The sequence below is a fragment of the Pseudarthrobacter sp. NPDC055928 genome (genome assembly GCF_042270935.1).
Classification (GTDB): Bacteria; Actinomycetota; Actinomycetes; order Actinomycetales; family Micrococcaceae; genus Arthrobacter.
The window spans coordinates 32,046-54,880 of record NZ_JBHJZH010000006.1 but is presented as its reverse complement, the minus strand read 5'-3'; the positions used below and the strand labels follow the sequence as shown (position 1 = coordinate 54,880).

General features: G+C 59.8%; 22 protein-coding genes and 1 pseudogene. 15 read left to right on the top strand and 8 right to left on the bottom strand.

Going from position 1 to position 22,835, the window contains the following annotated elements; all coding sequences use genetic code 11:
* The first annotated feature begins 207 nt into the window (after positions 1-207).
* From ACFC25_RS09790 to ACFC25_RS09765, 6 genes are all read left to right on the top strand, one after another.
* Positions 208-1,302, top strand: a complete 1,095-nt coding sequence (locus ACFC25_RS09790) for a hypothetical protein (RefSeq protein WP_376044958.1) — start codon at positions 208-210, stop codon at positions 1,300-1,302.
* Entirely contained in the window at positions 1,303-2,070 is a 768-nt protein-coding gene (gene fabI / locus ACFC25_RS09785; protein ID WP_376044957.1) for an enoyl-ACP reductase FabI, read from the top strand. It abuts the gene before it with no gap.
* 500 nt (positions 2,071-2,570) lie between these two features.
* The gene (locus ACFC25_RS09780) at positions 2,571-2,804 is read left to right on the top strand and encodes a hypothetical protein (RefSeq protein ID WP_376044956.1); all 234 of its coding nucleotides are present in this window, start codon (positions 2,571-2,573) and stop codon (positions 2,802-2,804) included.
* Between the two features lie 123 nt (positions 2,805-2,927).
* Positions 2,928-4,850 carry a MarR family transcriptional regulator gene (locus ACFC25_RS09775; protein WP_376044955.1) on the top strand — a complete coding sequence of 641 codons (1,923 nt, stop codon included), beginning with the start codon at positions 2,928-2,930 and terminating at the stop codon, positions 4,848-4,850.
* A 369-nt stretch (positions 4,851-5,219) separates the two neighbouring features.
* Entirely contained in the window at positions 5,220-5,858 is a 639-nt protein-coding gene (locus ACFC25_RS09770) for an AAA family ATPase (protein ID WP_376044954.1), read from the top strand.
* Positions 5,849-6,289, top strand: a complete 441-nt coding sequence (locus ACFC25_RS09765; RefSeq protein ID WP_376044953.1) for a hypothetical protein — start codon at positions 5,849-5,851, stop codon at positions 6,287-6,289. The genes ACFC25_RS09770 and ACFC25_RS09765 overlap by 10 nt, the downstream gene beginning before the upstream one ends.
* Before the next feature lie 488 nt (positions 6,290-6,777).
* Here ACFC25_RS09765 and ACFC25_RS09760 read toward each other — a convergent pair whose 3' ends face one another.
* From ACFC25_RS09760 to ACFC25_RS09750, 3 genes are all read right to left on the bottom strand, one after another.
* Positions 6,778-6,927 carry a hypothetical protein gene (locus ACFC25_RS09760; RefSeq protein WP_376044952.1) on the bottom strand — a complete coding sequence of 50 codons (150 nt, stop codon included), beginning with the start codon at positions 6,925-6,927 and terminating at the stop codon, positions 6,778-6,780.
* A gap of 194 nt (positions 6,928-7,121) precedes the next feature.
* Positions 7,122-7,682, bottom strand: a complete 561-nt coding sequence (locus ACFC25_RS09755) for a hypothetical protein (protein ID WP_376044951.1) — start codon at positions 7,680-7,682, stop codon at positions 7,122-7,124.
* Between the two features lie 189 nt (positions 7,683-7,871).
* On the bottom strand, positions 7,872-8,054 hold the full coding sequence (locus ACFC25_RS09750) for a hypothetical protein (protein ID WP_376044950.1): 183 nt from the start codon (positions 8,052-8,054) through the stop codon (positions 7,872-7,874).
* A 304-nt stretch (positions 8,055-8,358) separates the two neighbouring features.
* On the opposite strand from ACFC25_RS09750, the gene ACFC25_RS09745 reads away from it, so the two are divergent.
* On the top strand, positions 8,359-8,988 hold the full coding sequence (locus tag ACFC25_RS09745; protein ID WP_376044949.1) for a recombinase family protein: 630 nt from the start codon (positions 8,359-8,361) through the stop codon (positions 8,986-8,988).
* Positions 8,989-9,335: 347 nt separating this feature from the next.
* Here the strand turns inward: ACFC25_RS09745 and ACFC25_RS09740 are convergent, their stop codons facing one another.
* From ACFC25_RS09740 to ACFC25_RS09730, 3 genes are all read right to left on the bottom strand, one after another.
* Positions 9,336-10,244 carry a glutaminase gene (locus ACFC25_RS09740; protein ID WP_376044948.1) on the bottom strand — a complete coding sequence of 303 codons (909 nt, stop codon included), beginning with the start codon at positions 10,242-10,244 and terminating at the stop codon, positions 9,336-9,338.
* 169 nt (positions 10,245-10,413) lie between these two features.
* Complete coding sequence (locus tag ACFC25_RS09735; protein WP_376044947.1) at positions 10,414-11,349, bottom strand: N-acetylglucosamine kinase; 936 nt, start codon at positions 11,347-11,349, stop codon at positions 10,414-10,416.
* 397 nt (positions 11,350-11,746) lie between these two features.
* The gene (locus ACFC25_RS09730; RefSeq protein WP_376044946.1) at positions 11,747-12,475 is read right to left on the bottom strand and encodes an SDR family oxidoreductase; all 729 of its coding nucleotides are present in this window, start codon (positions 12,473-12,475) and stop codon (positions 11,747-11,749) included.
* A 286-nt stretch (positions 12,476-12,761) separates the two neighbouring features.
* On the opposite strand from ACFC25_RS09730, the pseudogene ACFC25_RS09725 reads away from it, so the two are divergent.
* Both ACFC25_RS09725 and ACFC25_RS09720 read left to right on the top strand, forming a co-directional pair.
* A pseudogene (locus ACFC25_RS09725) lies at positions 12,762-13,082 on the top strand (alcohol dehydrogenase catalytic domain-containing protein); the annotation flags it as partial.
* Positions 13,083-13,208: 126 nt separating this feature from the next.
* A complete protein-coding gene (locus tag ACFC25_RS09720) occupies positions 13,209-13,778 on the top strand; it encodes a zinc-binding dehydrogenase (RefSeq protein ID WP_376045116.1) in 570 nt (189 codons plus the stop codon).
* A 14-nt stretch (positions 13,779-13,792) separates the two neighbouring features.
* Here ACFC25_RS09720 and ACFC25_RS09715 read toward each other — a convergent pair whose 3' ends face one another.
* Together ACFC25_RS09715 and ACFC25_RS09710 are read right to left on the bottom strand one after the other, a co-directional pair.
* Complete coding sequence (locus ACFC25_RS09715; protein WP_376044945.1) at positions 13,793-14,455, bottom strand: helix-turn-helix domain-containing protein; 663 nt, start codon at positions 14,453-14,455, stop codon at positions 13,793-13,795.
* A gap of 648 nt (positions 14,456-15,103) precedes the next feature.
* Positions 15,104-15,748 (bottom strand): helix-turn-helix domain-containing protein, encoded by a 645-nt coding sequence (locus tag ACFC25_RS09710; protein WP_376044944.1) that lies wholly within the window; start codon positions 15,746-15,748, stop codon positions 15,104-15,106.
* 107 nt (positions 15,749-15,855) lie between these two features.
* On the opposite strand from ACFC25_RS09710, the gene ACFC25_RS09705 reads away from it, so the two are divergent.
* The 6 genes from ACFC25_RS09705 (at position 15,856) to ACFC25_RS09680 (ending at position 22,601) form a co-directional block, all read left to right on the top strand.
* Complete coding sequence (locus ACFC25_RS09705) at positions 15,856-17,046, top strand: M24 family metallopeptidase (protein WP_376044943.1); 1,191 nt, start codon at positions 15,856-15,858, stop codon at positions 17,044-17,046.
* Between the two features lie 23 nt (positions 17,047-17,069).
* Positions 17,070-18,143: an ABC transporter ATP-binding protein gene (locus ACFC25_RS09700; RefSeq protein ID WP_376044942.1), complete on the top strand. Its 1,074-nt coding sequence runs from the start codon at positions 17,070-17,072 to the stop codon at positions 18,141-18,143.
* Between the two features lie 198 nt (positions 18,144-18,341).
* Positions 18,342-19,274: an ABC transporter substrate-binding protein gene (locus ACFC25_RS09695; RefSeq protein ID WP_376044941.1), complete on the top strand. Its 933-nt coding sequence runs from the start codon at positions 18,342-18,344 to the stop codon at positions 19,272-19,274.
* Between the two features lie 17 nt (positions 19,275-19,291).
* Positions 19,292-21,001 (top strand): ABC transporter permease subunit, encoded by a 1,710-nt coding sequence (locus ACFC25_RS09690; RefSeq protein ID WP_376044940.1) that lies wholly within the window; start codon positions 19,292-19,294, stop codon positions 20,999-21,001.
* The gene (gene solA, locus ACFC25_RS09685) at positions 20,998-22,179 is read left to right on the top strand and encodes an N-methyl-L-tryptophan oxidase (RefSeq protein ID WP_376044939.1); all 1,182 of its coding nucleotides are present in this window, start codon (positions 20,998-21,000) and stop codon (positions 22,177-22,179) included. The genes ACFC25_RS09690 and solA overlap by 4 nt, the downstream gene beginning before the upstream one ends.
* Positions 22,179-22,601 (top strand): RidA family protein, encoded by a 423-nt coding sequence (locus ACFC25_RS09680; protein ID WP_376044938.1) that lies wholly within the window; start codon positions 22,179-22,181, stop codon positions 22,599-22,601. The genes solA and ACFC25_RS09680 overlap by 1 nt, the downstream gene beginning before the upstream one ends.
* Positions 22,602-22,835: the final 234 nt, after the last annotated feature.

The following is a 22,835-nucleotide window of genomic DNA, read 5'->3' as shown; positions in this document are numbered from 1 at the left end:
TTCCGCAGCGTCCAGAGGAAATCGCTGAGGGGCTAGAAATCTGTCTCTCCGTCGTTACTCATGAAATTTCCAAGCTCGAAGCGGCTGGAATTTTGAGATCCATTGACGGGCGGATCCACTTGGGCGTTCCTCTCAGCTCGCTCTTTGGTGAGCCGTTAACGCCGTCAGCAAAAGAAACCCCATGCCAGCACGAACGAAAGGCCTTCAGTGTCTAAGCAAGAGATCGATGCAAAGGGGCGCTGGGTCGTCCTGGATACAACACAGGACGGAGTGTCTCTCCTGGCTGTCGGCGCCGACAATCATCCGGGCATCAGCCCCAGGAATTGGCTGGACGAACGGACCAGAACCGTTCTGCTCGACAAACTGCGGACGGCACTCTCGTCCGGGCAGGCATTCGATGGCATCGTCCGCTATGGTGCTTCTGAATTTTCTGTGGTCGCCAAACCCGTCGTATCCCCGGACGGTAAGCAAATTGTGGGTGCCTACGGAATCTTCGACCACCCCGGCCATCCCGTCCCCCAGGCGCCTCTCCTGGGGACATGGCAGTGGCGGGTCCACAAGCAGACCGGAAAAAACGTGGGCGAAGATTCCTCGCTTTGGGACGCCAACCTTTTTGATATCTACGGGATAGACCCTGCCACTGTCGAAAGCAAGCGCGGCCCAGCTGGTGAATGGTTGGCCAAACTCATCTCCACAAAGGACAGGGACACGATCAAGTTGGTCATTGACAGCGGCATCTCCGTCAACAACCGCAGCAGGCACCTGCTCTCCTACGAGATCGTCTACGGCTACGGAAGCCCTAACCCGGGTAAGAAGCAGATTGCCATGTCGGCCAGAGCCTACGACGATCCCGATTATCCCGAGGCGATCATGCTGCGCGGTTTCAGCCGTGAAGTGGACTCGCCCACGAAAGTAATCACACCGGGGCTCTCTCCCGTCTCGGCTGGTCTGGTAACTGAAGCCCTGTTCGCGCTGGCGGCCGATCGGGCCTTTGCTGCCATCGACATGCAACAGGAAGCGACGTTCCGAACATCCAACAGATGGGCTGACTTTGGACTTCAGCCGGATTTTGAGGGGAACCTGGCGGCACTTGCGCACCCTGACGACAAGTTCGGCATCGAGCATCATCTCGCAGAGGCTGCTGCCGGACGTGTCGGACCGGAATCCTCCACAAGTGTGAGGCTCCGAACCACGGCCGAACTATGGCAGGAGTTTGCCGTTGCGGTAGCGCCGATCGGTTCCACAGCGGGCCATAGCCGCTACCTCATGATGAGCCTCGTACCAGCCGGCAAAGGAGAATAAATGCGAATCCTGGATGGAAAGACGATCCTCGTTACCGGCATCTTCACGGAGCGCAGCATCGCATACGCCGTTGCGGAACTTGCTCAACGCGAGGGCGCATCCCTGATCTTCACAGGATTCGGACGCCGCTTGAAAATCACTGAAAAAATCGTTCAGCGGCTCCCCTCGCCCGGTCCCGTCCTCGAACTGGACGCTACGAGCCAAGACGATCTTGACTCGCTCCAAAGCAAGATTCTGGAACATGCAGACAAACTGGACGGCGTCATTCACTGCATATCGGCCAGTAAGCCCGAGGCTGTTGGCTCTGGGTTCATGACCGCAGAATGGGACGACCTAGCGACAAGTCTTCAAGTATCCGGTGTGTCCCTCCAAGCGGTCACTAAGGCTTGTCTCCCCGTCCTTAGCGATGGGGCAAGCATTGTGGGCGTCACCCTAGATGGCACGCCGGTATGGCCCATTTACGGCTGGGCGGGCGTTGCCAAGGCTACCTACGAATCCACCAACAGGTATCTCGCCTACCACCTCGGCTCACGGCAGATCCGAACCAACCTCGTGGCGTGCGGCCCCTTGGACAACTTCACGGTGGCAGCCATCGACGGCATAGAGAGTACAGAAGGAGTTTGGGAGAACCGCGCACCCCTGGGCTGGGATAGAACTGATCTGAAGCCTGTGGCCAAGGCTGTGGTTGCGCTGCTGTCTGACTGGTTTCCCGCAACAACCGGCGAGATTATCCACGTCGATGGTGGCTATCACGTCATGGGAATGTGACAAGTTCCGCAATGTTCCAGGCACGCTCAACGAACGACAAAGAACGCGCTGGCCAACCAAATGCACGCGCGCGTTAGCGTTAGCTGAAAAGCCTCCCAATATCTCGGGCAGGGTCTGGTGCCTCTGGACTAGTGTTCGCCGAAATCATGGGCCCTGCCCGCTGACCATGCCAAGTCGTTACCGTGTCCAGGGGTCAAGGTCGGGGTGACAGCCCGCCGACTGAACTTGGTCCCCGCCAGTGCTGGCTAGATTCGGCAAAGCCAAGTGAGGAGGACCTTGATGCAGTGGGTACTGCGTCGATCGGCATGTCCCGGTAAGTCTGGCGAATGCGACACGCCAGTGTTAGCTGTAAACAAATACCCGGATGCCTCCGGCTCTGGTGCTAACTTCGAATCAACCGGAAATCCAGTAAACAAAATTACGGGCTTACCGGTGGAAGCACTAACGATGAACCAGGCCAGCTTCCCAGATCGGCTGGACGAGATTCAAAGGACGAAACAATGAGTGCAGTAATCAATCGTGGACGCGGGCGACCCAGCAAGGGACTTCGCAAATACATTGGCTTCCGCGTGCAGGAAAAGACGGCGGAAGACGTGGCGCAAGTTGCCGCTGCAAAGGGCATGAGCGTTTCCGACTACGTCTCGTCCGCTCTGGCGAGGTCACTCCAAGAAGACTTAGCGATGCGGGACCACTTCCATCACCAGGAGGAATTACCTATCCGTATGGCCTCATAAATAGAAGAAGGCCCGCACTAGGCGGGCCTTCAACGAAGATTGAGACTTACATTCTGGATTGCTTCCCGGCGCTCAGATCGTAAGTCGAACGGTTGACCCTCACAGGCCTTCCTTCTTATTGCTATGAAACCAGTCTGCCAGGACTGGCCCTTTGTCATTCCCTCTGACAGGAACAAAGCCATCGTACATCAGCGCGCCTATGCGCTGCCAGAATCGTTGAGTTCTGGCGTGTCGCAACCGGAAAACGAACCCGCACAAGTGTGGGCTGCACTGACCCCACTCCTTGCTGGACAGCCCCGTGTCCGGCTCTCCCGCGACGCCGGTAAGACTTACCCGCTCAAGCACGAGCGGTCTCTGACGGAGGCTCTTCCGACGCTTCCTGCTGCCGTTCGAATCTTCGGCAAAGATGGCACATGCACCGCGATCTTCCTTGACTTCGACTCTTCAGTCGCCGGTGTCGACTGGGTTGAGGCAGATGTCCGGGCGCTCCAGACCTGGTTGCACTCCTGCGGGGCCCGCTGGATTGAGGACTATTCCCCCAACGGTGGCCGTCACGTTTACGTCCCTCTCGAACAGCGCGTCACCTTCTCCGAAGCGCGTGATCTGGTCGAAGCCCTGGGCAACCGACACCGCAGCTTGGACAAAACCCCGCACCAGAACCTTCTTCACGGCTGCATGCGCACCCCCGGTTCCCCGCACAAACGAGGCGGCCACCAGGAGCTCGCCATGAGCCTGTCCACGGCATACGACGTAGCCCGCCGGCCAAATAGTCCGACGATCTGGGCCGCCATGAATGCCGACCTGGCTCGTGAGATTGCCGCAGTCCGGGCCGTCCGCCTCGAAGAGTCCTTCGCCCCGGATACCGCAGAGGCACCCCCGTCACCCCACCTTTCACGCCGCATGTCCCGTGCGATGCAGCAGATGGCCCTGACGGGTCTCTACGACGCCAGCCGCTACGCCACAGATTCTGACGCGCGGCAAGCGATCATCACCGGGGCGGCAGCCGCCGGCATGAAATTGGCCGACGTCGAACGGCGAATCCTGCAGGGCGTATGGCCAGGGCTGGCCTCGTTCTACGCCAGGTACGCAGCCAGGCACCGGCTTCCGTCTCTAAAACGCGACTGGGACAGTGCCATCGCGTATTTGCGCAAAAACCAAGGATCTAAGGAAGGAAATAACAGCGTACGTATATCCCCCACAAGCCAGCCAAATACACAGCCCCTGGGGGCTAAGGGGAATCTGATCTCCTCGAACCCTGAAACCGAGCACCGCTATATCCGAACTTGGCGCAACGCCCTTCGCTTGAAAGAGCACAGCTACAAAGAGTCCCGCACAGGATTGGCCAGGCGAATGGTTCTAAGGGCCCTGGGGGAGGCGGCCCATATGACAGCGTCTCGGTTCGTTGAGTTTGGAGATCGGTCCCTGGCTGTGGCCACCGGCCTTGATCACACAACGGTCGGGTCACACCTTAGAGCCCTTAGATCTGAGAATGACCCGCTGGTGACCCTGGTGGAGCAGGGTCGTGGAACCAAGGGGGATCTGTACATGCTGACCATTCCCGAAGATGTGAAGGCAGCAGCGGAAGATTTGTCTTGGCGGAAAGGGAAGATTCATGCCCTACGGCCGGTATTCAGGGAATTGGGCTTGCCGGCGGCCTTCGTTTACGAGGCCTTGGAACAGGCGGCCACTCCCCTGCCGACAATGGAGTTGGTCTATGCCACAAAGCTTTCCCGCACTGCGGTAACAGAGGCTCTGGAGGTTTTGGCCGCCTGGAAGCTGATCACAAGGAGAAAGGACCGCGCGTGGTCCGTTGTGCACAGTACTTCGTTGAGAGAACTAGCGGAGCACTTCGGTGTGCTCGAAGTCGTGGCTGCCCAGCTGGAAAGGTATCGAATCGAGCGGATACTCTGGAAGGAGTGGTTGTCCAAGAACGTCAATACCGTCGCGGAGCTACTCTCCCCCGGTGAAGACTATCCCTGGGAAATGTTCGAGGGCCCACCTGATGACTGGTCGCTCTCCGATATGGCGTTTTCACGGCCCGGATAATCCATATTTTCACTCCCTCGCTGCGGTGTGGCGCCCAGACGTTGTACAAGTGACCGGCGCGCCTTCGTGTTTCCCGTGCTCCTTTCCGGAATCATGGTGAAAGTAGAAGGCTCGCGTAATCGCACGACCTTCGAAGCTAAAGCAGCGGAGGCGCCCGCTGGATTGCGGGGACCGGCCTATCAGGGACGGTCTCATTTCTGGGTACCTTCACTGCCGGTGTTTCCCCGCGGTAATGGCACTTTTCGTCTCTCGGCAAGGGCCACTCCCCCGGTTCGGGCAACGGCAACTGCTTACATGTCCATACCAGTTTGGCGGCCTTACGGCTCCAGAGTGGTACCACACCGACACCATACTAGGACGGTACCTGCCATGATCATTCTCGTAGCCCATCAGAAAGGCGGTGTGGGGAAATCCACCGTCGCCACGAATATTGCAGTTGAGTTCACCGCGCTCGGGAAAGACGTCATTATTGTCGAGGCCGACCCGACTGTTTTCACTTCAAGCAATTGGGCCAAAGACCGCGTGGATGGGGGCCACTCCCCCATCACGACTGTCCAGCAGACAGGCAACCTGCGCGCGGTCGTCATGGACTTGGACAAGAAGTACGACGTTGTCATCGTGGATGCGCCCGGTAAGGACAGTTCCGAAATGCGCACCGCTATGACCGCGGCCGACATGATCCTGGTGCCCATTCAGCCGACTCAGCCGGACTTGGATGCCACTCAGGGGCTGGTTGTAACCATCAACCAGGCGAAGGACTTCAACCCGGAACTGAAGGCATTGGCCGTGCTGAACCGGGTACCAACGAACGTCTTCTCCGATTCGGTGAACGATGCCCATTCATACCTCTCCGATTATCCTGAGCTTCGGGTCGCCACGACGCGACTTCACGAACGTAAGGCCTACCAGTCCAGCCTGTCCGAGGGCCTAGGTGTGGTCGAAATGAAAGACTCTAAAGCGAAGGCAGAAATCCAGCTGCTCACGGCGGAGGTCCTGGCATGGCAGTAACGAAACGAAGCCGGACGGACGTTCAGACGGAGAAAGCCATCGAAGCCTTCGCGGCCATGGCTGAGAAGCCCCTCACGGCGGTTCCGCCGCTGAACGACCTTTCTGATGCGATCGAGTCCCCTGCTGCTATGGAGACTGAGCTTTCGCCTGAGCCGGCGCCCACAGCTTCACCGGTAGTCAAAGCTGCCCAGAAGGAACCTGCGCGCAATTCTGCAGCGAAGGTCAAGGCTGCCCTAGCTCCGGCCATGGCCGAGTGGAAGGTCCGCAACCGCGAACCCAAAGTTGGCGGAATCAACTTCCGGGCCAGCGCTTCACAACTGGATCTACTGAGGAACGCTGCCCTCATCGAGGAAATCAGCCAGCAGAAGGTCCTCGAACGGTTGGTCTGGCCGATTCTCGAAGAGAAATACGGGTCTGGTTCGTCTGATTAGGAGAGTCCACTCCCCCGTTGCCGACTCTCTGCGCCCCGGGGTGGTTCTTGCTGCCACTCCCTACCGGGGGCTTTGGGGACCAAGTGGTAGTAGTACCAGTGCGGTACTGATGTGGTGTCGCACTGGCATTGTTCGGTATCAGTGTGGTGTCAGTACTGGTGTGGTACCGATATTAGTGTGGTGCTGGTGTCGTACTAGTGCGGTGCTGATGCAGCACTGACATTCCACTGGTATTAGTGTGGTACCGATGTGGTGTTGGTGTTGCACTGGCATTGTTCGGTATCAGTGTGGTGTCAGTAACGGTGGCGCACCGAAGTGGTGTTTGGTTTGGTGGGCCCCATGGAAGTTGCTCGCTTTCAATGTGGTGCCGGGTCCTGATGTGAACCGGCGTCGAGACAAGGGACCCGATTTAGTACTGGTCTAGTGTGGGTGTGGTACTAGTGCGGTACCGGCCTCTTTCAGCGCCGCCAGCCAACAACGCCAAGCAGTCAGGCTCCGTTACGCTGGACCAGGTCGTCTGGGAAGGCGTGCATGCGTCCTGTCAGTTCTGTGGGGCCTTCGGATTCCTCGGCGGCGATGCGCGTGAGGGTCAGCGCCGGCAGCTTGGGGTCGTCGTAGATGAGTCCCCATGGCCCCACGCTACTTACGCGGGGTCCAGTTGTCAGTGACCGGCTCTTGAGGTTCGCTGACCGGACGCGAGGGTGCAGCTCAGGGACTTGCCGTCGTTCAGCAGCGGCGGATGTTGGGGGATCGGGGCGGGCGGCCGCGGGTCCTGCCGTCGCGTCAGCCGGGCATGAGCGTGTTCAGTTGTGATTCTTTGTCTTCCAGCGGATCAGCCTAAACCGCTCTCCGTGCTGGCTAGGCTCTCGGTTCCTCGAACGGCAACTGCCGCTCCGGCAGTGGCCCAAGAAAGTCCGATCAGAAGAATCGGAAGCTCTGCGTGGATGAACCCGGTTACAGCCGCCGGTACAGGCACTAGGGCCGCGAACAACGGGATCATGGTCCTTCTAAATGGCCTGCCTGGGTTGCAGTAGGCCAATCCAAGGGCAAGCATTCCGATGAATACTCCGACTCCGCCAAGCAGCACCAGAGCCGAGTACGGGAAGACGAATTCATCACCACGTGAAATCGGGGCGCCAGGGACAATTTCCATCACCCCCGCGGCAACGGTGGCGGCGAAGCTAGCGCCGGCAGCAATTGCCCCCACTATTACAACAGGCTTCCGGGATCTTGGGATCCCGGAAAGAAGCAAGCATAGAGCTAGCGCGCAGATTATCAAGCCCGCTTGAAAGAGCAGGTCCGGCTGCTGACCCGTCGTAATAATGACCATGGCTTTGATGATCCAGACTGTGCCCGCGGCAATCAGTAAGGCTCCCGCAGTGCGTTTGTTCATTTGGCCAGCCATGAACGAAAGGCTACTGCGCCACGGCATCCGGGTCTATGAAACTCGTTGCTCCTAGCCCGCCGAACGCGTCCTGGCCATGGCCAAGAACGACCCTTTCAGCGGGAGGGGCAAATTTAAGGACCATAAGGCTTGGCTTTGCACCTGTGTTTCGGCCATGTCGGAGTCGCTCGTAGGGGGTCAGGTCTTCCCGGCCCCCTTGCCCTTCCCGACGAGCACTTCAACCAACTGCTCGTCAGTGATCCAGTTATGCAAGGCCTTGCGCCTGCGGCTGCGCCACATGCCGCCAGGCACCTTTTCGTAGATCAGCGCGAAGCCCACCCGGACACGGGTGCCAACCGGCAGGTGCCTCAAGTCGCTCATATTTCCTCCAGATTTATCGCCTCGACCTCGCGGCTGGTCAGATAATCCAGGCTCTCGCTCATGGTCGTTGCTCCATTCTTCTCCTTGATCCATTTCTCGGAAAGTGCGGGCCGTGGCCTGTGTTCGATGACGATGTCGTCCGTCGACCCGGAAGCTTACTCAGTTACCGAAAGTCCGGACGTTCAAGCAGTCGGATGGCCGGGACGTTCATATGGTCACGAACGACCGTTTCTGACCCGTCTCCGGCACGCCTCCGAAAAATGTTGAAAAGCGCTCATATCGTTGGTCAAAACTGGTTTCCGAAATGAGAGCTGGTCAAAACCTAAGGTGGAGGCTTTTTGACGTGTCTGGCAACGTAATTGGTTACGCGCGGGTAAGTACCCGGGGGCAGTCTTTGGATTCCCAGGTGGATGCACTCGTCGCTGCAGGTGCCGTGCGCGTGTTTCAGGAGTACGCCTCTGGTGCCACCCAGGCGAGGGCGCGTTGGAAGGAATGCTTGGACTACCTGCAGCCAGGCAATGTTCTGACAGTTGCTGATCTGACCAGGCTGGGCCGCAGTACTGCAGACCTTGCCGAGATTGTGACGGTGCTGGGACAGCGGGGGATAGGGTTCCGTTCTCTCGCTGAACCGTGGCTGGATACCACGAGCGCACACGGCAAGCTGATCTTTGACATGTTCGCTTCCCTTGCGGAGTACGAACGGTCTCGGTTGTCTGAACGGACGAAGGCCGGCTTAGCGGCGGCGAAAGCTCGCGGGCGGCTCGGAGGTCGTCCTAGAACGATGACTCCGTCCAAGACGGAGGCCGCACGGCAGTTGCGCAGCCAGGGAAAAACTTTGAAAGAGACGGCCCAGATACTCAGCGTCAGCGTTTCATCACTGACTCGGGCCCTTAGCCGGAATGACGTCCCAGACGTCGCAACTGCCGCCGCGTAGCGAGCCTTTGATCTTGGAATAGATTCTGGGACACCCAGATTACGGAAAGTCCGCATCCGTCGCAGTTGGGGGCGTGCGCTAGGCCCCGGTTCTGGCCGATCAGGGTCTGTTGCGTGCCCGTTGGGCTTCGAGGATGGCAAGGTCGCGGCTGACTGCTTCTATGGCATTCAGGCGTGCCGTGTGACGTCGGTTGCGGTTTTGACGTTTGATGGGTTTTTGGGGTGTGTAGTTGGGTTCTTGTTGGGTGGTTGGCTCTCGTTGATGATGGTCTTGCGGTGCCTGGCCTGTTTCCTGTGCCAGTGGGTCGTGGAAGATTGTGTCGGGACTCCAGGGCGTGGTGTCCGGGTTCAAAAGATCGACCACCCGGTACGCGCAGTCAGTTTGGCCAAGGCCGTTACCCCGGCTGATGAGTTCCCGGATTTTCCCAGCCGTGGCCCCCACACCGCTATCGTGCATGTCCCGGGTACAACGGCGAGTATTCCACCCCCGACGCCGCTTTTGCAGGGGAGCCCGACACGGTATGCGAAGTCACCTGCGGCGTCATACGTTCCACAGGTCAGCATCACGGCATTGAGGCGGCGGACCTGATCGGCAGTGAGTACCGATCCGTCCGTTCCCTGCCCGCCACGCGAAAGAAAACTGCCTGCCCTTGCCAGGTCCTCACAGCTCATGGCAACGGCGCACTGCCGGAAATAGGCGTCCAATACTCGCGGAACTGCGTTGACCATGTTCTTGTAACTGGTCAGGAAGTACGCCAGTGATGCGTTGCGGTGGCCGGTGGCCCGTTCTGACGCGGCGATCACCTCGTCTACCTGGATCAAAGGGTTGGAGCTCTGCCGACGGAGGAACGTTTGAAGGCACTCCTGGCTATCTCCGGTGATGGTCAATAGGCGGTCGGTCACTACCAGGGCGCCTGAGTTGATGAAAGGGTTTCGGGGGATGCCGTGTTCCTGCTCGAGCTGGACAAGCGAATTGAACGGAGTTCCGGAGGGTTCCCTGGAGACCCGGGTCCATAGTTCGTCGCCGTCCAGGGCCATGGTCAGCGCCAGTGTGAATACCTTGGAGATGCTTTGGATCGAGAAACTGGTCGAGGAGTGGCCGGCGTTGTAAGTCTCACCTGAATTCATGACCACGGCGATGCCAAACTGGTCCGGGTCTACGGTTTCCAGCCCCGGGATGTAGTCTGCGACGGCACCCTCCGGTGGGGCCGCCTTGTTCTCGGAGACGAGGTCGTCCAAGAGACCCTGAATGTTCACAATATTGATCTTTCAAATCCGCCCGGGAACCGATCGCCCGAGGCGGTCGACTGATTCGGGGATGAGGCATGGGAGGGCCATCGAATGGCCAGTAGGGGAGCTACGTTTCTTCAGCGGTCCCGATAGTGGTCCTAGGTTCAAGGCATTGAGTCTCAGAGGTGTGCATGGTCTAAGTAGGTTTAGTGGCGACGTGAAGCAGCGGATGCAGTGGGTGATCCAGAGGAAGGTCGGGGATTATGGCCGCTCCGTCCAGCGGTCCGCCTTGAGGGGGGAGGATTTCGGCGTTGGGCCACGCCAGTTCGAGCTTTCGGCGCAGCGGTCGGGACATCAAGGGGTTGGATAGGATGCTTCCGACCCAGCTGATTGAGGGACAGCTGCCTGCGTCCCACCGGGTGTTTCGAAGACTGGCCCCGACGGACAAAGCGAGTTCATCTGTGGCGCGTTCAATGATGCGGGCGGAGACTCTGTCGTGTTCCGATAATTCAATGATTTTCCGGGCATAGGAGGCAACAAGCGCTATGCGTTCGGGGTGCGATTGGATATCCATGTACGCGGTTTCCAGGTTGGGGAAACCTTCGTGAAGAAGGTCAAGAATGGCGGTGTGCATTCCCCTGCGGTCATGTGCCCGCATGGCGGCCTCGAGGCCGGCTCGTCCGATCCAGTAGCCGCTGCCTGCGTCGCCCATGATGTTGCCCCAGCCGTCCACGCGTGAGTAGCTGCTTGTTCCTGTAGCCAGGGTTACGACGCCGGTTCCGGCCGCCACCGCCGAACCTCGCCGGTGGCCGAGGCATCCCAGGTAACCCGAAATTGAGTCGTGCACCAGATACACGGCGGTGACCCCAAGGTCGCGCGAAGCGTGCAGGACACCGTCAGGATCGGCATTGAAGGGCGTTAGACCCGACAAGGCTGCGGCCACACGGACGTTCTCGGCAGGTCGCTTAAGGAGGATCTCTCTAATGACGCTTTCCAATTGCGGCATCAGCGGTTGATCGGTTAGGAGCGGCGGAAAGTCCAGCTGGAATGCTGGGCGGGCCAAGTGATGAAACCTGGCGCGAATTGATGACTGACCTGCATCAATAGCAAGAGTAGAGACGGTGGTGTTCATCGAGCTGAGCTTTCTTTGATGGGTGAGCGAACGTGCGGGACCTCTAGACAGGTGGGCAGAGTCCCAAGTGAAAGGCTTCAATGCAGCGATCTCGGGGCAATGTTCACCGGTGTGTGCTGTGGGGCCTCGGGTACGACCTCGCCAAGGACGAACCTGCGTGGGAGGCGCTCCTTCACGGCTGATCTGCCATCTGCTTTCTCTCTGGTCTTCCCGGTTTGAAGCTGCCAGCTCCGTTAAGTGGTGACGTAAGAGCTCTGCATCCACATCGATTGCGTGTCTTTAGCCCGTTGGGGCCCGGTTCCGCTTGGTTGGAACCGGGCCCCGTGGGGGTTAGACCTCTGCTGGCAAATGCCTGCAATCAGGCTTCTTAGACCAATTGGGGGTGGTGTGTCGTCTGTCAGATGTCCTGCGCCGAGGGAAGGATGACGAGGTCGCGGATTGTTACGTGCTTCGGACGGGTGATCATGAACAGTACAGATTCCGCTACGTCCTCGGGGAGGATTCCCCTGGAAGCTTCGAGTCGTTCCTTTGCGCGTGGATCGCCCTCCTCAAAGCCCCAGAGCTCGGTGAGTACCATTCCCGGTGCTACCTCACCGACACGGACGCCGCTGCCCTTGATCTGCTGGCGCAGAGCGTGCGCAAAGGCGCGAACGGCATGCTTTGAGGCTGAATAGACGGGCTCGGAATGTATTGCGTGGTGTCCAGAGATCGAACTCGTGATGATGATGTCTCCGCTGCCTCGTTCGAGCATGTGAGGCAGGGCTGCGCGGACGAGGCCCAATGGTGCGAACACGTTGACGTCGATGGTTCGTCGAATTTCGTCAACATCGGTGACGGCGACTTCTCCCTCAAGGAAGACTCCCGCGTTCGCGATGACCGTGTCGATCCGTCCGTACCGCTCTAGAGTGGCGGCGACGATCCGTTCGCCGGCGTCCGTCTCGGAGACATCCACCGGAATAACGAGGGCGTCTTGGCCGAGTTCTGCCCGGACTTTTTCCAGACGTTCGGCCGATCGGGCGACCAGGACGGTTTGTGAGCCGTTTTCGGCCAGCAGTCGTGCGGTGCTACGCCCGATGCCCGAACTGGCACCAGTGATTATTACTACCTTGCCATCAAGAACTGGCACTGTTCCTTCTTCCTTTTGTTGTTCACTACGACGCGTCTTCCTCGGCTCCGTTCGGCTTCAACAGATCCGTGATGAGAGCTGGCATTTACGCAAGAACTGAGTGCATCCGTTGATTGACTACGGGAGCCAAACTCACTACTGTCACACTCAGGTTAACAAGAGTTGCATACAAGTGAGCGGATGGGAAGCGCTTGGTCGGGTCAGAAGCGCCTGTTGCAACGAATGAAGCTTGACCGATCGCCGTCGCCATCACTCGCTCCCCAGCCGGTCACAACGAAAGGCCCCCATGCGCGCTGTGCTCTACACAAAGCCCCTAACGTACTCCCTGACTGAACTCCCTGACCGTGGTCTCGAGCCGGGCGAAGTAAGGCTGGCAGTGTTACGCGTCGGGGTCTGCGGGACTGATCTCCATCTGCTTCAAGGGCATTTCGGTGCACGGTATCCCCGAACACCTGGCCATGAAATTGTGGGGGAGGTCATCGAGGTGACGGAAGGATCCGGCTTCTCGGTGGGAGATCGCGTTGTGGTGGAAGATGGCGTGTACTGCGGCACCTGCGCTGCATGCAAAGCCGGACGCTTCCTGCATTGCACCGACATACGCGCCCTGGGCGTATCACTGCCTGGCGGGGCAGCTGAGCGACTCGTCGTGTCCGCCACCAAGTGCTACTTCATAGGCGATCTTGACCTGGATCGAGCGGTTCTGGCCGAACCGCTCGCTTGCGTCATTCACGCAATGGATAGGTTAGCGATCCCGGCGGGGGCCCGCGTGCTTGTTCTCGGTACTGGGACCGCAGGGCAGCTGCTGGCCGTCATGGCACGCCGGAACGGCGCTTCCGAGGTAACGGTTGCCGGCTCAAGCCCGTTCAAGCTCGGAATAGCGAAAGGACTGGGAGCAGATCGCATCGTGGCGGTAGACCGAAAGCCTAGAGCTATCCAGGAAGCACTCGGACGCATCTCACCAAGGGGCTTCGACGTGGTCATTGACGCCACCGGCGTGGTGTCGATGCTGGAGTCAGCCGTGGAGCTGGCTTCGCTTGGCGGCATGATTCTTGTCTATGGAGTGGCGGGGGCGGCTGACCGGCTCGTGGTAAGTCCGTACGAGGTTTTCAAGCGTGAACTGACGATTATGGGTTCCTACGCGCAAGCGCTCAACATTGGCCGCGCTGTTTCGTATCTGGAGAATTTACCGGAGGATATCAGCCGGCTGGTCACCCATCGGTTTGGACTGGGGGAGTACGGGCTCGCGCTCGAGACCCTGGGTTCCCGCAGTTGCATCAAGGCAGTGGTGTTGCCCAGTAGTTGATTTTCCTTTCGGGCCTAGTGGGCCCCCTGGATCGCGGCCAGTTCACTTTGTGTTGCCTCTGCTTCGGCCGCTCGACGGCGAAGTCCCCACGGAGCGGGAGCGATCACCCAGAGAACGTCTGTCGTCGTGCGTGGGTCTGGGTTGCGCCAACCGTGCGGTTCCCTGGCCCGGAACGTGAGAGTGTCACCTTCCTTCAACTCCACCTCTCCTGTGGCGAAGCTGACGACGAGTCGTCCGCGCTGAACGTGGGCGACCTCGACTTCGGCATCGATCTCATGCAGTTCCCCGCCTGAACCGCCGCCTGGAGGGTAGCTGGCCCGGATGAGCTGAACAATGGCCTCTGAGCTCGGCGTGAGCAGCCATTCGACGACCTCTCCGCCGGCGACCGGAACAAGGGGGAGTACATCATCAGCGCGGACAAGGCTCTCTTCTGCTGCTGTGAAGAGCGATCCGACAGGGAGTGCGAGTGCCTTGCAAATGGCGATCAGCGTAGGCAGCCGCGGCAGCGCCGTGTCGTTCTCAACACGACTGAGGAATGCCCTGCTCAGATTCGTCGCCTGCGCCAGCTGCTCCAGGGTCAGGCCGCTGCCCTTGCGGGCGGCGCGCAACCGAGCGCCTATCTTGAGGTTCTCCACCTCATCCGGTTCCAGATGGCCATAGCCCATCGTTTCATCCATGTCCCAAAGGTTACACCCAGTACAACTTTTGATTGATCTGACGCGCCGGGTGTGGTTACATTGTATGTATCACACGTTAAACTGTGTGTAACAAGTGGAGTATTCAATTGGCAGGTAAGTCATCCCACAGCGATGCGTAGTACCGGCGTCGTGCGAGCGAGATTCAGCCTCTCTGCGCGTCAACGGGGAACCCGCATTCGTTTTCCCTCGCCTCGAAACCGCGGAGATCCGGCTTTAGTCGTGGATTCACATTACCGGGGAATGGATCGAGCGGGAAAAGTAATCAGGAGAATCAACGTGAAAAATAGAATGGCCGTCGCCCGGCGGAGCGCCTGCCGACTGTCGAATGCGCGGCATGGGTATCAGTCGCACTCAATCTATTGGGGCGTGACTGGGGATGCGACAGCCCATGCCGAAGCTTGGACTTTAGCGTCGTCCGTGAGTGAGCTTTTTCCGAGTGATTCCGCGGGCCCGGACCTCCAAGAGCGCTTAGGGCAGCCGGTGCGAAGCAGCGGCCTGGTCTCTCACTCGGCTTCGCCCGTCAGGTACTAATCGCAAGGACGGATGACTGTTCTAGGTGTTGGCATCGCATCTCCCGCGAGCGGCCACTCGGTCGACGTCTTGGGCGGCTGGTTGCTGGCGGGCCAATTAGGCCAATTGGATGGTTTGTGTTGCCTCTGCTTCAGCCGCTCGACGGCGAAGTCCCCACGGAGCGGGAGCGATCACCCAGAGAACGTCTGTCGTCGTGCGTGGGTCTGGGTTGCGCCAACCGTGCGGTTCCTTGGCCCGGAACGTGAGAGTGTCACCTTCCTTCAACTCCACGTCGCCTGTCGCGAAGCTGATGATGAGCCGACCGTGCTGGATGTGGACGACCTCGACTTCGGCATCGAGTTCATGCAGTTCCCCGCCAGAGCCGGCTCCGGGAGGGTAGCTGGCCTGAAGAAGCTGAACATTGGCCTCTGAGCTGGGCGTGAGGAGCCACTCGACGACCTCTCCGCCGGCGATCGGGACGATCGGGAGTCCCTCACCAGCGCGGACAAGGCTCTCTTCTGCTGCTGTGAAGAGCGATCCGACAGGGAGTGCGAGTGCCTTGCAAATGGCGATCAGCGTAGGCAGCCGCGGCAGCGCCGTGTCGTTCTCAACACGACTGAGGAATGCCCTGCTCAGATTCGTCGCCTGCGCCAGCTGCTCCAGGGACAGGGCGCTGCCCTTGCGGGCGGCACGCAACCGAGCGCCGATCCTGATGTCTCCCGCATCCAACTCCACATGGCCATTACCAAGCGTCTCATCCACGTATCAAAGGTTACACCCAGTACAACTTTTGATTGACGTGACGCACGCCATATGGTTGCATTGTATGTAGCACACGTAAAACAGGGTGTAACAAAAGGAGTATTCAAGTGGTAGCTAAGTCATTCCCCAGCGAGGCGCAGTACCGCCGTCGTGCGAGCGAGATTCAGGCCTCCCTCCGGGCCAATGGCATCGACATTCTTGTCGCCTCCGGCCAGGACACGCGACGTTACCTCGGCGGCGTCGACGGGCTGGCAGGGATCCGGCCGCTCTGGCTGGTCCTCCCAGCCAATGGGGAACCCGAATTCGTTTCACCTCGCCTCGAAACCGCGGAGATCCGTTTCCAGTCGTGGATTCCCGTCACCGAGGAATGGATCGAGTGGAATGATCCGGCGTTCCCGTCCCGTACACACCTGGAGGCTCTTAACCGGGTCCTGGAACGGCTCTCCCCGGACAAGACCGCCGTCATCGGAGCCGACTTCTACCAGTCGAGCGCAGCATCAATCGACACGCTGCGCGGGGGCTTTGGAGTTGAACGAGTCAAGGACGTCTCCGATCTGCTGGTCGGCGCGCGCTTGATCAAGGACGAAGGGGTCATCAGCGTCGTCCGCCGCGCTGCGGACATTGCGTTGCACTCCTACAACGCCATCAAGGCTGAGCTGACGCCGGGCATGACGGAATGGGAGGTCTCTAGAATTCACCGCACCTCCGGGATGGACCGCGCGGCCTATTGGCTGAAGGACGAGTGGGAATACACCCCGGTCGGATTCGCTACCCCGCTTATCCAAGCGGGCCGCGATCGGTCTTCCCATGCGCACGGACTCGCCTCGACCCGCGTCATCGAGAACGGCGACATCGTTCAGCTGTGCCTGTGCGGCATGCCCCTCTTCGGCCACAGCGTCGGATTCGACCGTCCGCTGCTTGCCGGCGATAAGGAAATTCCTGCGGACGTCCGCCGAATCATCAACGTAGCTGAGGAAGCCCAAGCGGCTGCTTTGGACGCGATCGCGCCGGGCAAGACCGCCGGCGACGTCCACTCAGCAGCGTTCGCCGTTGTCGAAAAGCACGGCCTCGTTGACGCCCTTCGGCACCGCACGGGTAGAGGACTCGGCAGCTCAGAGCTGGAGTTTCCGGAATTGAAGCACGGGGACAACACCGTGCTCCAGCCGGGGATGATCTTCGCTGTCGAACCTGGCATCTACGCCGAGGGCATCACTTCTGCACGGTTTGGCGATACTGTTCTGGTCACCGACGGTGGGTTCGAGGTGCTCACCGACACCACGGTCGGTCATGACCTATGACAACTATTGATCGGACACGGCCCATGACTATCAGTCGGCCTGCAACCGTCGCCTTTGAAGGCGTCTCACATCAGTACGTACGGGGTGGTCACGCACTCGAAAAGCTCGATCTGCACATCCAGGACGGGGAGTTCTTCGCACTGTTGGGTCCCAGTGGGTCCGGCAAAACGACACTGCTCATGCTGATCGCAGGATTCCTCTCACCTACGACCGGTGAAATCCTCATCGGGCAGGACTCGGTGACCAGCATCGCGCCCAATCGCAGGGACATCGGCATCGTATTCCAGGACTATGCCCTTTTCCCGCACATGACTGTCTGGGAAAACGTCGCCTACCCTTTGCGCGCCCGCCGCGTCCCGAGAAGTGAACAGTCAGCCCGCGTTACGGAAGCACTCCGCCTGGTGCGCCTGTCCGAGAAGGCCAACTCCTACCCTTCCGAGCTTTCCGGAGGACAGAAGCAGCGTGTCGCTCTCGCCCGGGCCATCGTTTTCGGCCCCAGGGTTCTCCTGATGGACGAACCGCTAGGAGCGCTGGACCGCTCGATGCGTGAGGAAATGAAGCACGAGCTGAAGCGATTGCACGCCGAACTCGGCGTGACAGTCGTCTACGTGACCCACGACCAGGGAGAAGCCATGGCCCTGGCCGACCGTGTCGCCGTCATGAAAGATGGGCGACTCATCCAGGTCGGTGCCCCGCCTGAGCTGTACTACCGTCCGGCGAACCGGTTCATCGCGGAGTTCGTAGGCGACTCCACAGTTGTCGAGGCCGAATGGCAGGCCGGGCGCACGAGTATCTGCTCAGCGGCCGTCCCATCGAAAGGATGGGGAGGCGGTGAAGGGCCAATCCTTGTCGCGGTCCAACAGAACCTCGTCACGATCTCACCTGCCAAGGACAAGAACCACGGCGAGGAGACCGGGCTCGAAGGCGAATGTGTGGACGTCATCTTCAACGAGGGACGCTACATAGCAACGTGTCTCTTGGACGACGGCCAAAAGATTCGTGGTGTGGCTGACGATCAGCATCCGCTGGCAAAACCAGGCGCCCGTATGGCCATTTCCTGGCCCGCGCAGGCAGCCACATGTCTTTCACGAGATTGAAACCAGCTAGACGTAGGGCGCGCATCAGCGCGCTCACTCAAACTAACGCAACGAAAGAAAGGAAGGTGCGGACTCGTGATTTCGAAACTTCGAGCACCTAAGCGCCACATTGCAGTGGTCGCAGGTGTCTTGTCACTGTCCTTCGTAATGGCAGGGTGCGGCTCTGATAGTGGAGCCGACAGCTCCGGAGGCGGAAACGTGGTGGTCTCCTCTTACGGAGGATCGTTCCAGCAAGCCCAGCAGACTGCCCTGTTCAACCCCTTCAGCGAGACATCGGGCGTCACCGTCAAAGGCACGGAAGGCACGGGCTTCGATCCCCTCAAGGCACAAGCTGATGCAGGGGACATCAAGTGGGATGTGGTCTCTTTGGAGGGCGCACCGTTTGCGAACGCGGTGAAGAATGGCTTGCTTGAGCCGCTTGACTTCGATCGTATCAAAACGGACGGGATTGCCCCCGAGGTCGTCAATGAATACGGCGTCGGCTACATCCAGTTCAGTACCAACCTTGTATGGGACAAGAGCCGGATTGACACCATGACCCCGAAGCAGTTCTTCGACCCGAGCATCAAGCTGCCCCGATCGCTCCCCGACGTGCCTGAGAGAACACTTGAGTTCGCGCTTATGGGCGACGGTGTGTCACCCGAGGACCTGTATCCCCTCGATGTTGACCGCGCTTTCAAGGTACTGGACCGCATTAAGGACCAGGTTGTCGGGTTCAAGGGTCCGAGCGACTCGCAGTCGTTGATGCAGCAGGGCGATGTCGCCCTATCATTCCAGTCAGCAGGGCGGGCCGAAGACGCTATTAAGGCTGGCGCCAACTGGGGATACTCGTGGGACGGCGCAGTCCGCGACACGGAGTACTGGACAGTCGCCAAGGGAGCGAAGAACGCCGCTGCGGCACAGGACTTCATTGCCTACGCTGTCCAGGCTGAACCGCAGGCAGCGCTTGCGAAGGCGATCCCTTACGGCCCAACGAACACCAATGCATACACAAGTCTCTCTGAAGAGTTGAATGCGAAGCTGCCGACATTCCCGGAGAACGCCAAGAAGGGCGTAACGCTCGATGCGGCGTGGTGGGTGGATAACGTCAGCGACGTCAAGAAGCGATGGGATTCATGGCTGCTTCAATAGCGGCGGGACGGAGCGCGGTGGTCTGGACCGTCGCGCTCCTAGCACCCGCTTTTCTTCTTCTTGCCGGGCTGTACGTCTGGCCCATCCTGCGGATCCTTCCCGAGGCCTTCACGGGCTCAGGGTTTGAGCAGTTCTTCGGATCGCCGGCGTACACCAATGTAACCTGGACGACAGTCCGCATTGCGCTCACAGTTGCCGTGATTACCCTCCTCGTCGGATATCCGGCGGCGTGGATGATTGCCACCCGTTCGGGATGGCAAAGGATGCTACTCGTAGTCGCGGTGATCGTTCCGTTCCTCACCAGCAGCCTTGTTCGTACCTTCAGCTGGATGGCCATGCTCGGTAGCAACGGTCTGATCAGCAACCTGCTTCGTGCACTGGGAATCACAGATAAACCAACTTCATTCCTCTTCACGGACTTCGCAGTCGTGATCGCGCTGGTCCACGTTTCCCTGCCTCTGATGACGTTCTCCCTCGTCGCTGTCATGCGCCGCATTCCCCCGGAAGTGATGGGGGTAAGCGAGGCGCTCGGCTCGTCCAAGCTCCGCACGATGTTTCGGGTGGTGTTGCCGCAGACGCTACCGGGTGTGACCTCGGGTCTCATCGTCGTGACGCTGTTCGCGATGGCAAGCTTCATCGCACCCGCTATTCTCGGTGGCACGTCCCAGACGATGCTCGCCCAGTTGATCCAGGCAACTATTGAGACGGGTTCGAACCGCTCGTTCGCCGCTGCGCTCAGTCTTGTGCTGGCTTTCATTGCCGCCGCGGCCGTGGGTGTGATCTGGCTGGTCATGTGGCTGCTCAGGCGTCGCTACAAGCGAACGCCGCAGATGCACGGTAAGCCTCAGGAAGGCGCTTTGTCTCCGGTGGTTCGAAGAGGACAGTCAAGCGCAAACGTTGAGCGCCGAGTCTGGAAGGCGTCCTATGGCGTCTATTTCGTCGCCATCGTTATGTTTAGCCTGGCGCCGATGGTTATCCTCGTTCCAATCGCTTTCACCTCCGGAACCGTGTTGGTCTTCCCAACCCCTGGCTTCTCAACACAGTGGTTCGAGGCCGTGCTCGCTCCCGACTGGGTGAACGCTGCCTTGACGAGCCTGCGCATCGCAGTCATAGCGGCCGTGATTGCTGTCGCCGTCGCGACGTTGACCGTTCTGGCGACTGCGAAGACCAAGCTAATGGCGAGAGCCGCAGACCAAGGGATGCTCCTGCCGATGACGGTTCCCACCGTGGTCTTCGCTCTCGGCGCCTACGTCACCTTTGTCCGGCTCGGCCTGGTGGACACCGAACTCGGTCTCGTCCTGGCGCAAACCGTTCTAGCGCTGCCAATCTGCTATCTGGTTATCGCCGCGGGATACACCAGCACTGAAGTGCAGCTCGAGGACGCGGCGCTGAGCCTCGGCGCGTCCAAAGTCCGTGCCATCGCGACGATAGTCGTTCCGCTGATGCTGCCGGCACTGGCCGTAGCCATGCTCATGGGTGTTCTCATGTCCTTTGATGAATCGGTTGCATCGATCTTCCTTAGCGGCCTGGATGTCACTACTCTGCCCAGAAAGCTGTGGAGCGGCATCCGCTTCAGCACCAGCCCCGACGTCGCCGCAGCCGCAGTGGGTGTTCTTGGGTTCGGCCTGGTCATGATCGCCCTCACCGTGGGCCTCTACACCTTACTGAACCGCCGGCAGAGGCGGTCAGTGATCCCCTTCCCTACCACCTCAACGGAGGAAAATTGACAACGTACGATGCGGACGTCGCGGTCGTGGGGCTCGGAGCCCTGGGATCGATGACCCTGTGGCGCCTCGCTTCCCGAGGAGTCAACGTCATTGGCGTCGAGCAATTCGGCATCGCCCACGACCTCGGATCGTCCCATGGAAGCACCCGACTGTTCCGGCTCGCCTGCTTCGAACATCCCGATTTGGGATCGATGGCTTTCCACGCCCTCGACCTATGGCGCGAACTTGAGGAGATATCCGGGACCGAACTGCTCACGCTGACGGGGGGCGTAATGATCGGGCCCCAGGACAGCGAGCTGATTGTCGGAACACGTCAGGCAGCGGCGAACGCTGGCGCCAGCGTTGAAGAGCTGAGCCGGGAGGAGCTGGCACAGCGATTCCCGGTGTTCGCGAACACGGACCCTTCGTACGTGGGACTATGGGACCCGAACGCTGGCGTCCTGCGACCGGAAGCCAGTATCACGGCGGCGATCAACGCCGCCAAAGCGCGCGGAGCGCAAGTGTTGGACCGCACGAAGGTCACTGCCATCACTGAGACTACCGACGGTGTTGAAATCCGCACCGAGGACCGGGTCATCCGCGCCCGTTCGGTCGTTGTGGCGGCCGGGCCCTGGATATCCAAGTTGCTGGATCTGCCCCACCTTACGCCCATGCGCACCATCATGACGTGGTTCCGTCCCACCGAAGCTGCCCTCGACGTGGACCGGCTGCCCGTGTTCATCCGCCACATCGATGACCAACGGACTATCTGGGGACACGGTGGTATCGACGGTCTTCCAATCAAGGTGGGAGCACCCGATAACGAGTTCAACATCAGGCCGACCGATCCGGACACCATCGACCGCGAACTCTCCGACGGAGATGTAGCGGGCGCACGCGATGTCGTCCGGCAGTACTTCCACGGCATCGACCCCGAACCGGCGGAATCGTACACATGCATGATCACCTTCAGCCCGGACCTCCAATTCGTACTGGGACCACGGGAACCCGGGAGCAAGGTGATTATCGCCGGCGGCTGCAGCGGCCACGCGTTTAAGCACGCCTCCGCCATCGGGGACTTCCTCGCCGGATCCGCACTCGGCGAACCTCCCTCCCTGCGCCACCAGTTCGTCTCGCCCGAACGATTCCTTTTTGCAACCCAAAACACGTACAACAATCAACAGAAAGCTGAAAATTAATGGTCAACATCACCAAAATCAAGTCAGGAAGCCCCTACGAAGAGACCGAGAGCTACTCCCGGATCGTCGCTGTGGGCGACTGGGTCATGGTCTCCAACACTGCCGGGGTCGACTACGCGACCCAGGTCTTCGCGGACACTGCAGTGGAACAGACCCAGCAGGCCCTGCGCACCATTGAGAAAGCACTCAAAGCGGCGGACTCGTCCATGGAAGACGTGGTCTTTTCCCGCATCACGATCCCGAATCCCGACGAGGCAGAAGCCGTTATGGCGGAGATCGGGCGGGCTTTCAAAGGCATTGACCCCGCCAGGACCGTCACCTGCAGCCCACTCGGAGGCCCGCAGTACAAGGTAGAGGTCGAGGTCACCGCCTACCGTGGAGCTGGGGCGGCACCCCAGAACCACATCCAGATTCAGCTCTAACTACTGGGCCGGGGATGATCGGTCAGAACCCCACACACGGCCATGATGACGGACGGTGAAGGCGGTCAGTCGATCTGACCGCACTATCCGGGATCGCATCGGTCGGCCGCGAGAATATGGTAAGCACCTCGAATACCGTCTGACGTAAGTGTCCCGCCCGGCAGCATCCCCCACGGTGTGTCGCCGCCTTCCCCGACGGCCAGGTGTGCGGGGCCGTCCTGCGCTCCTACCCCG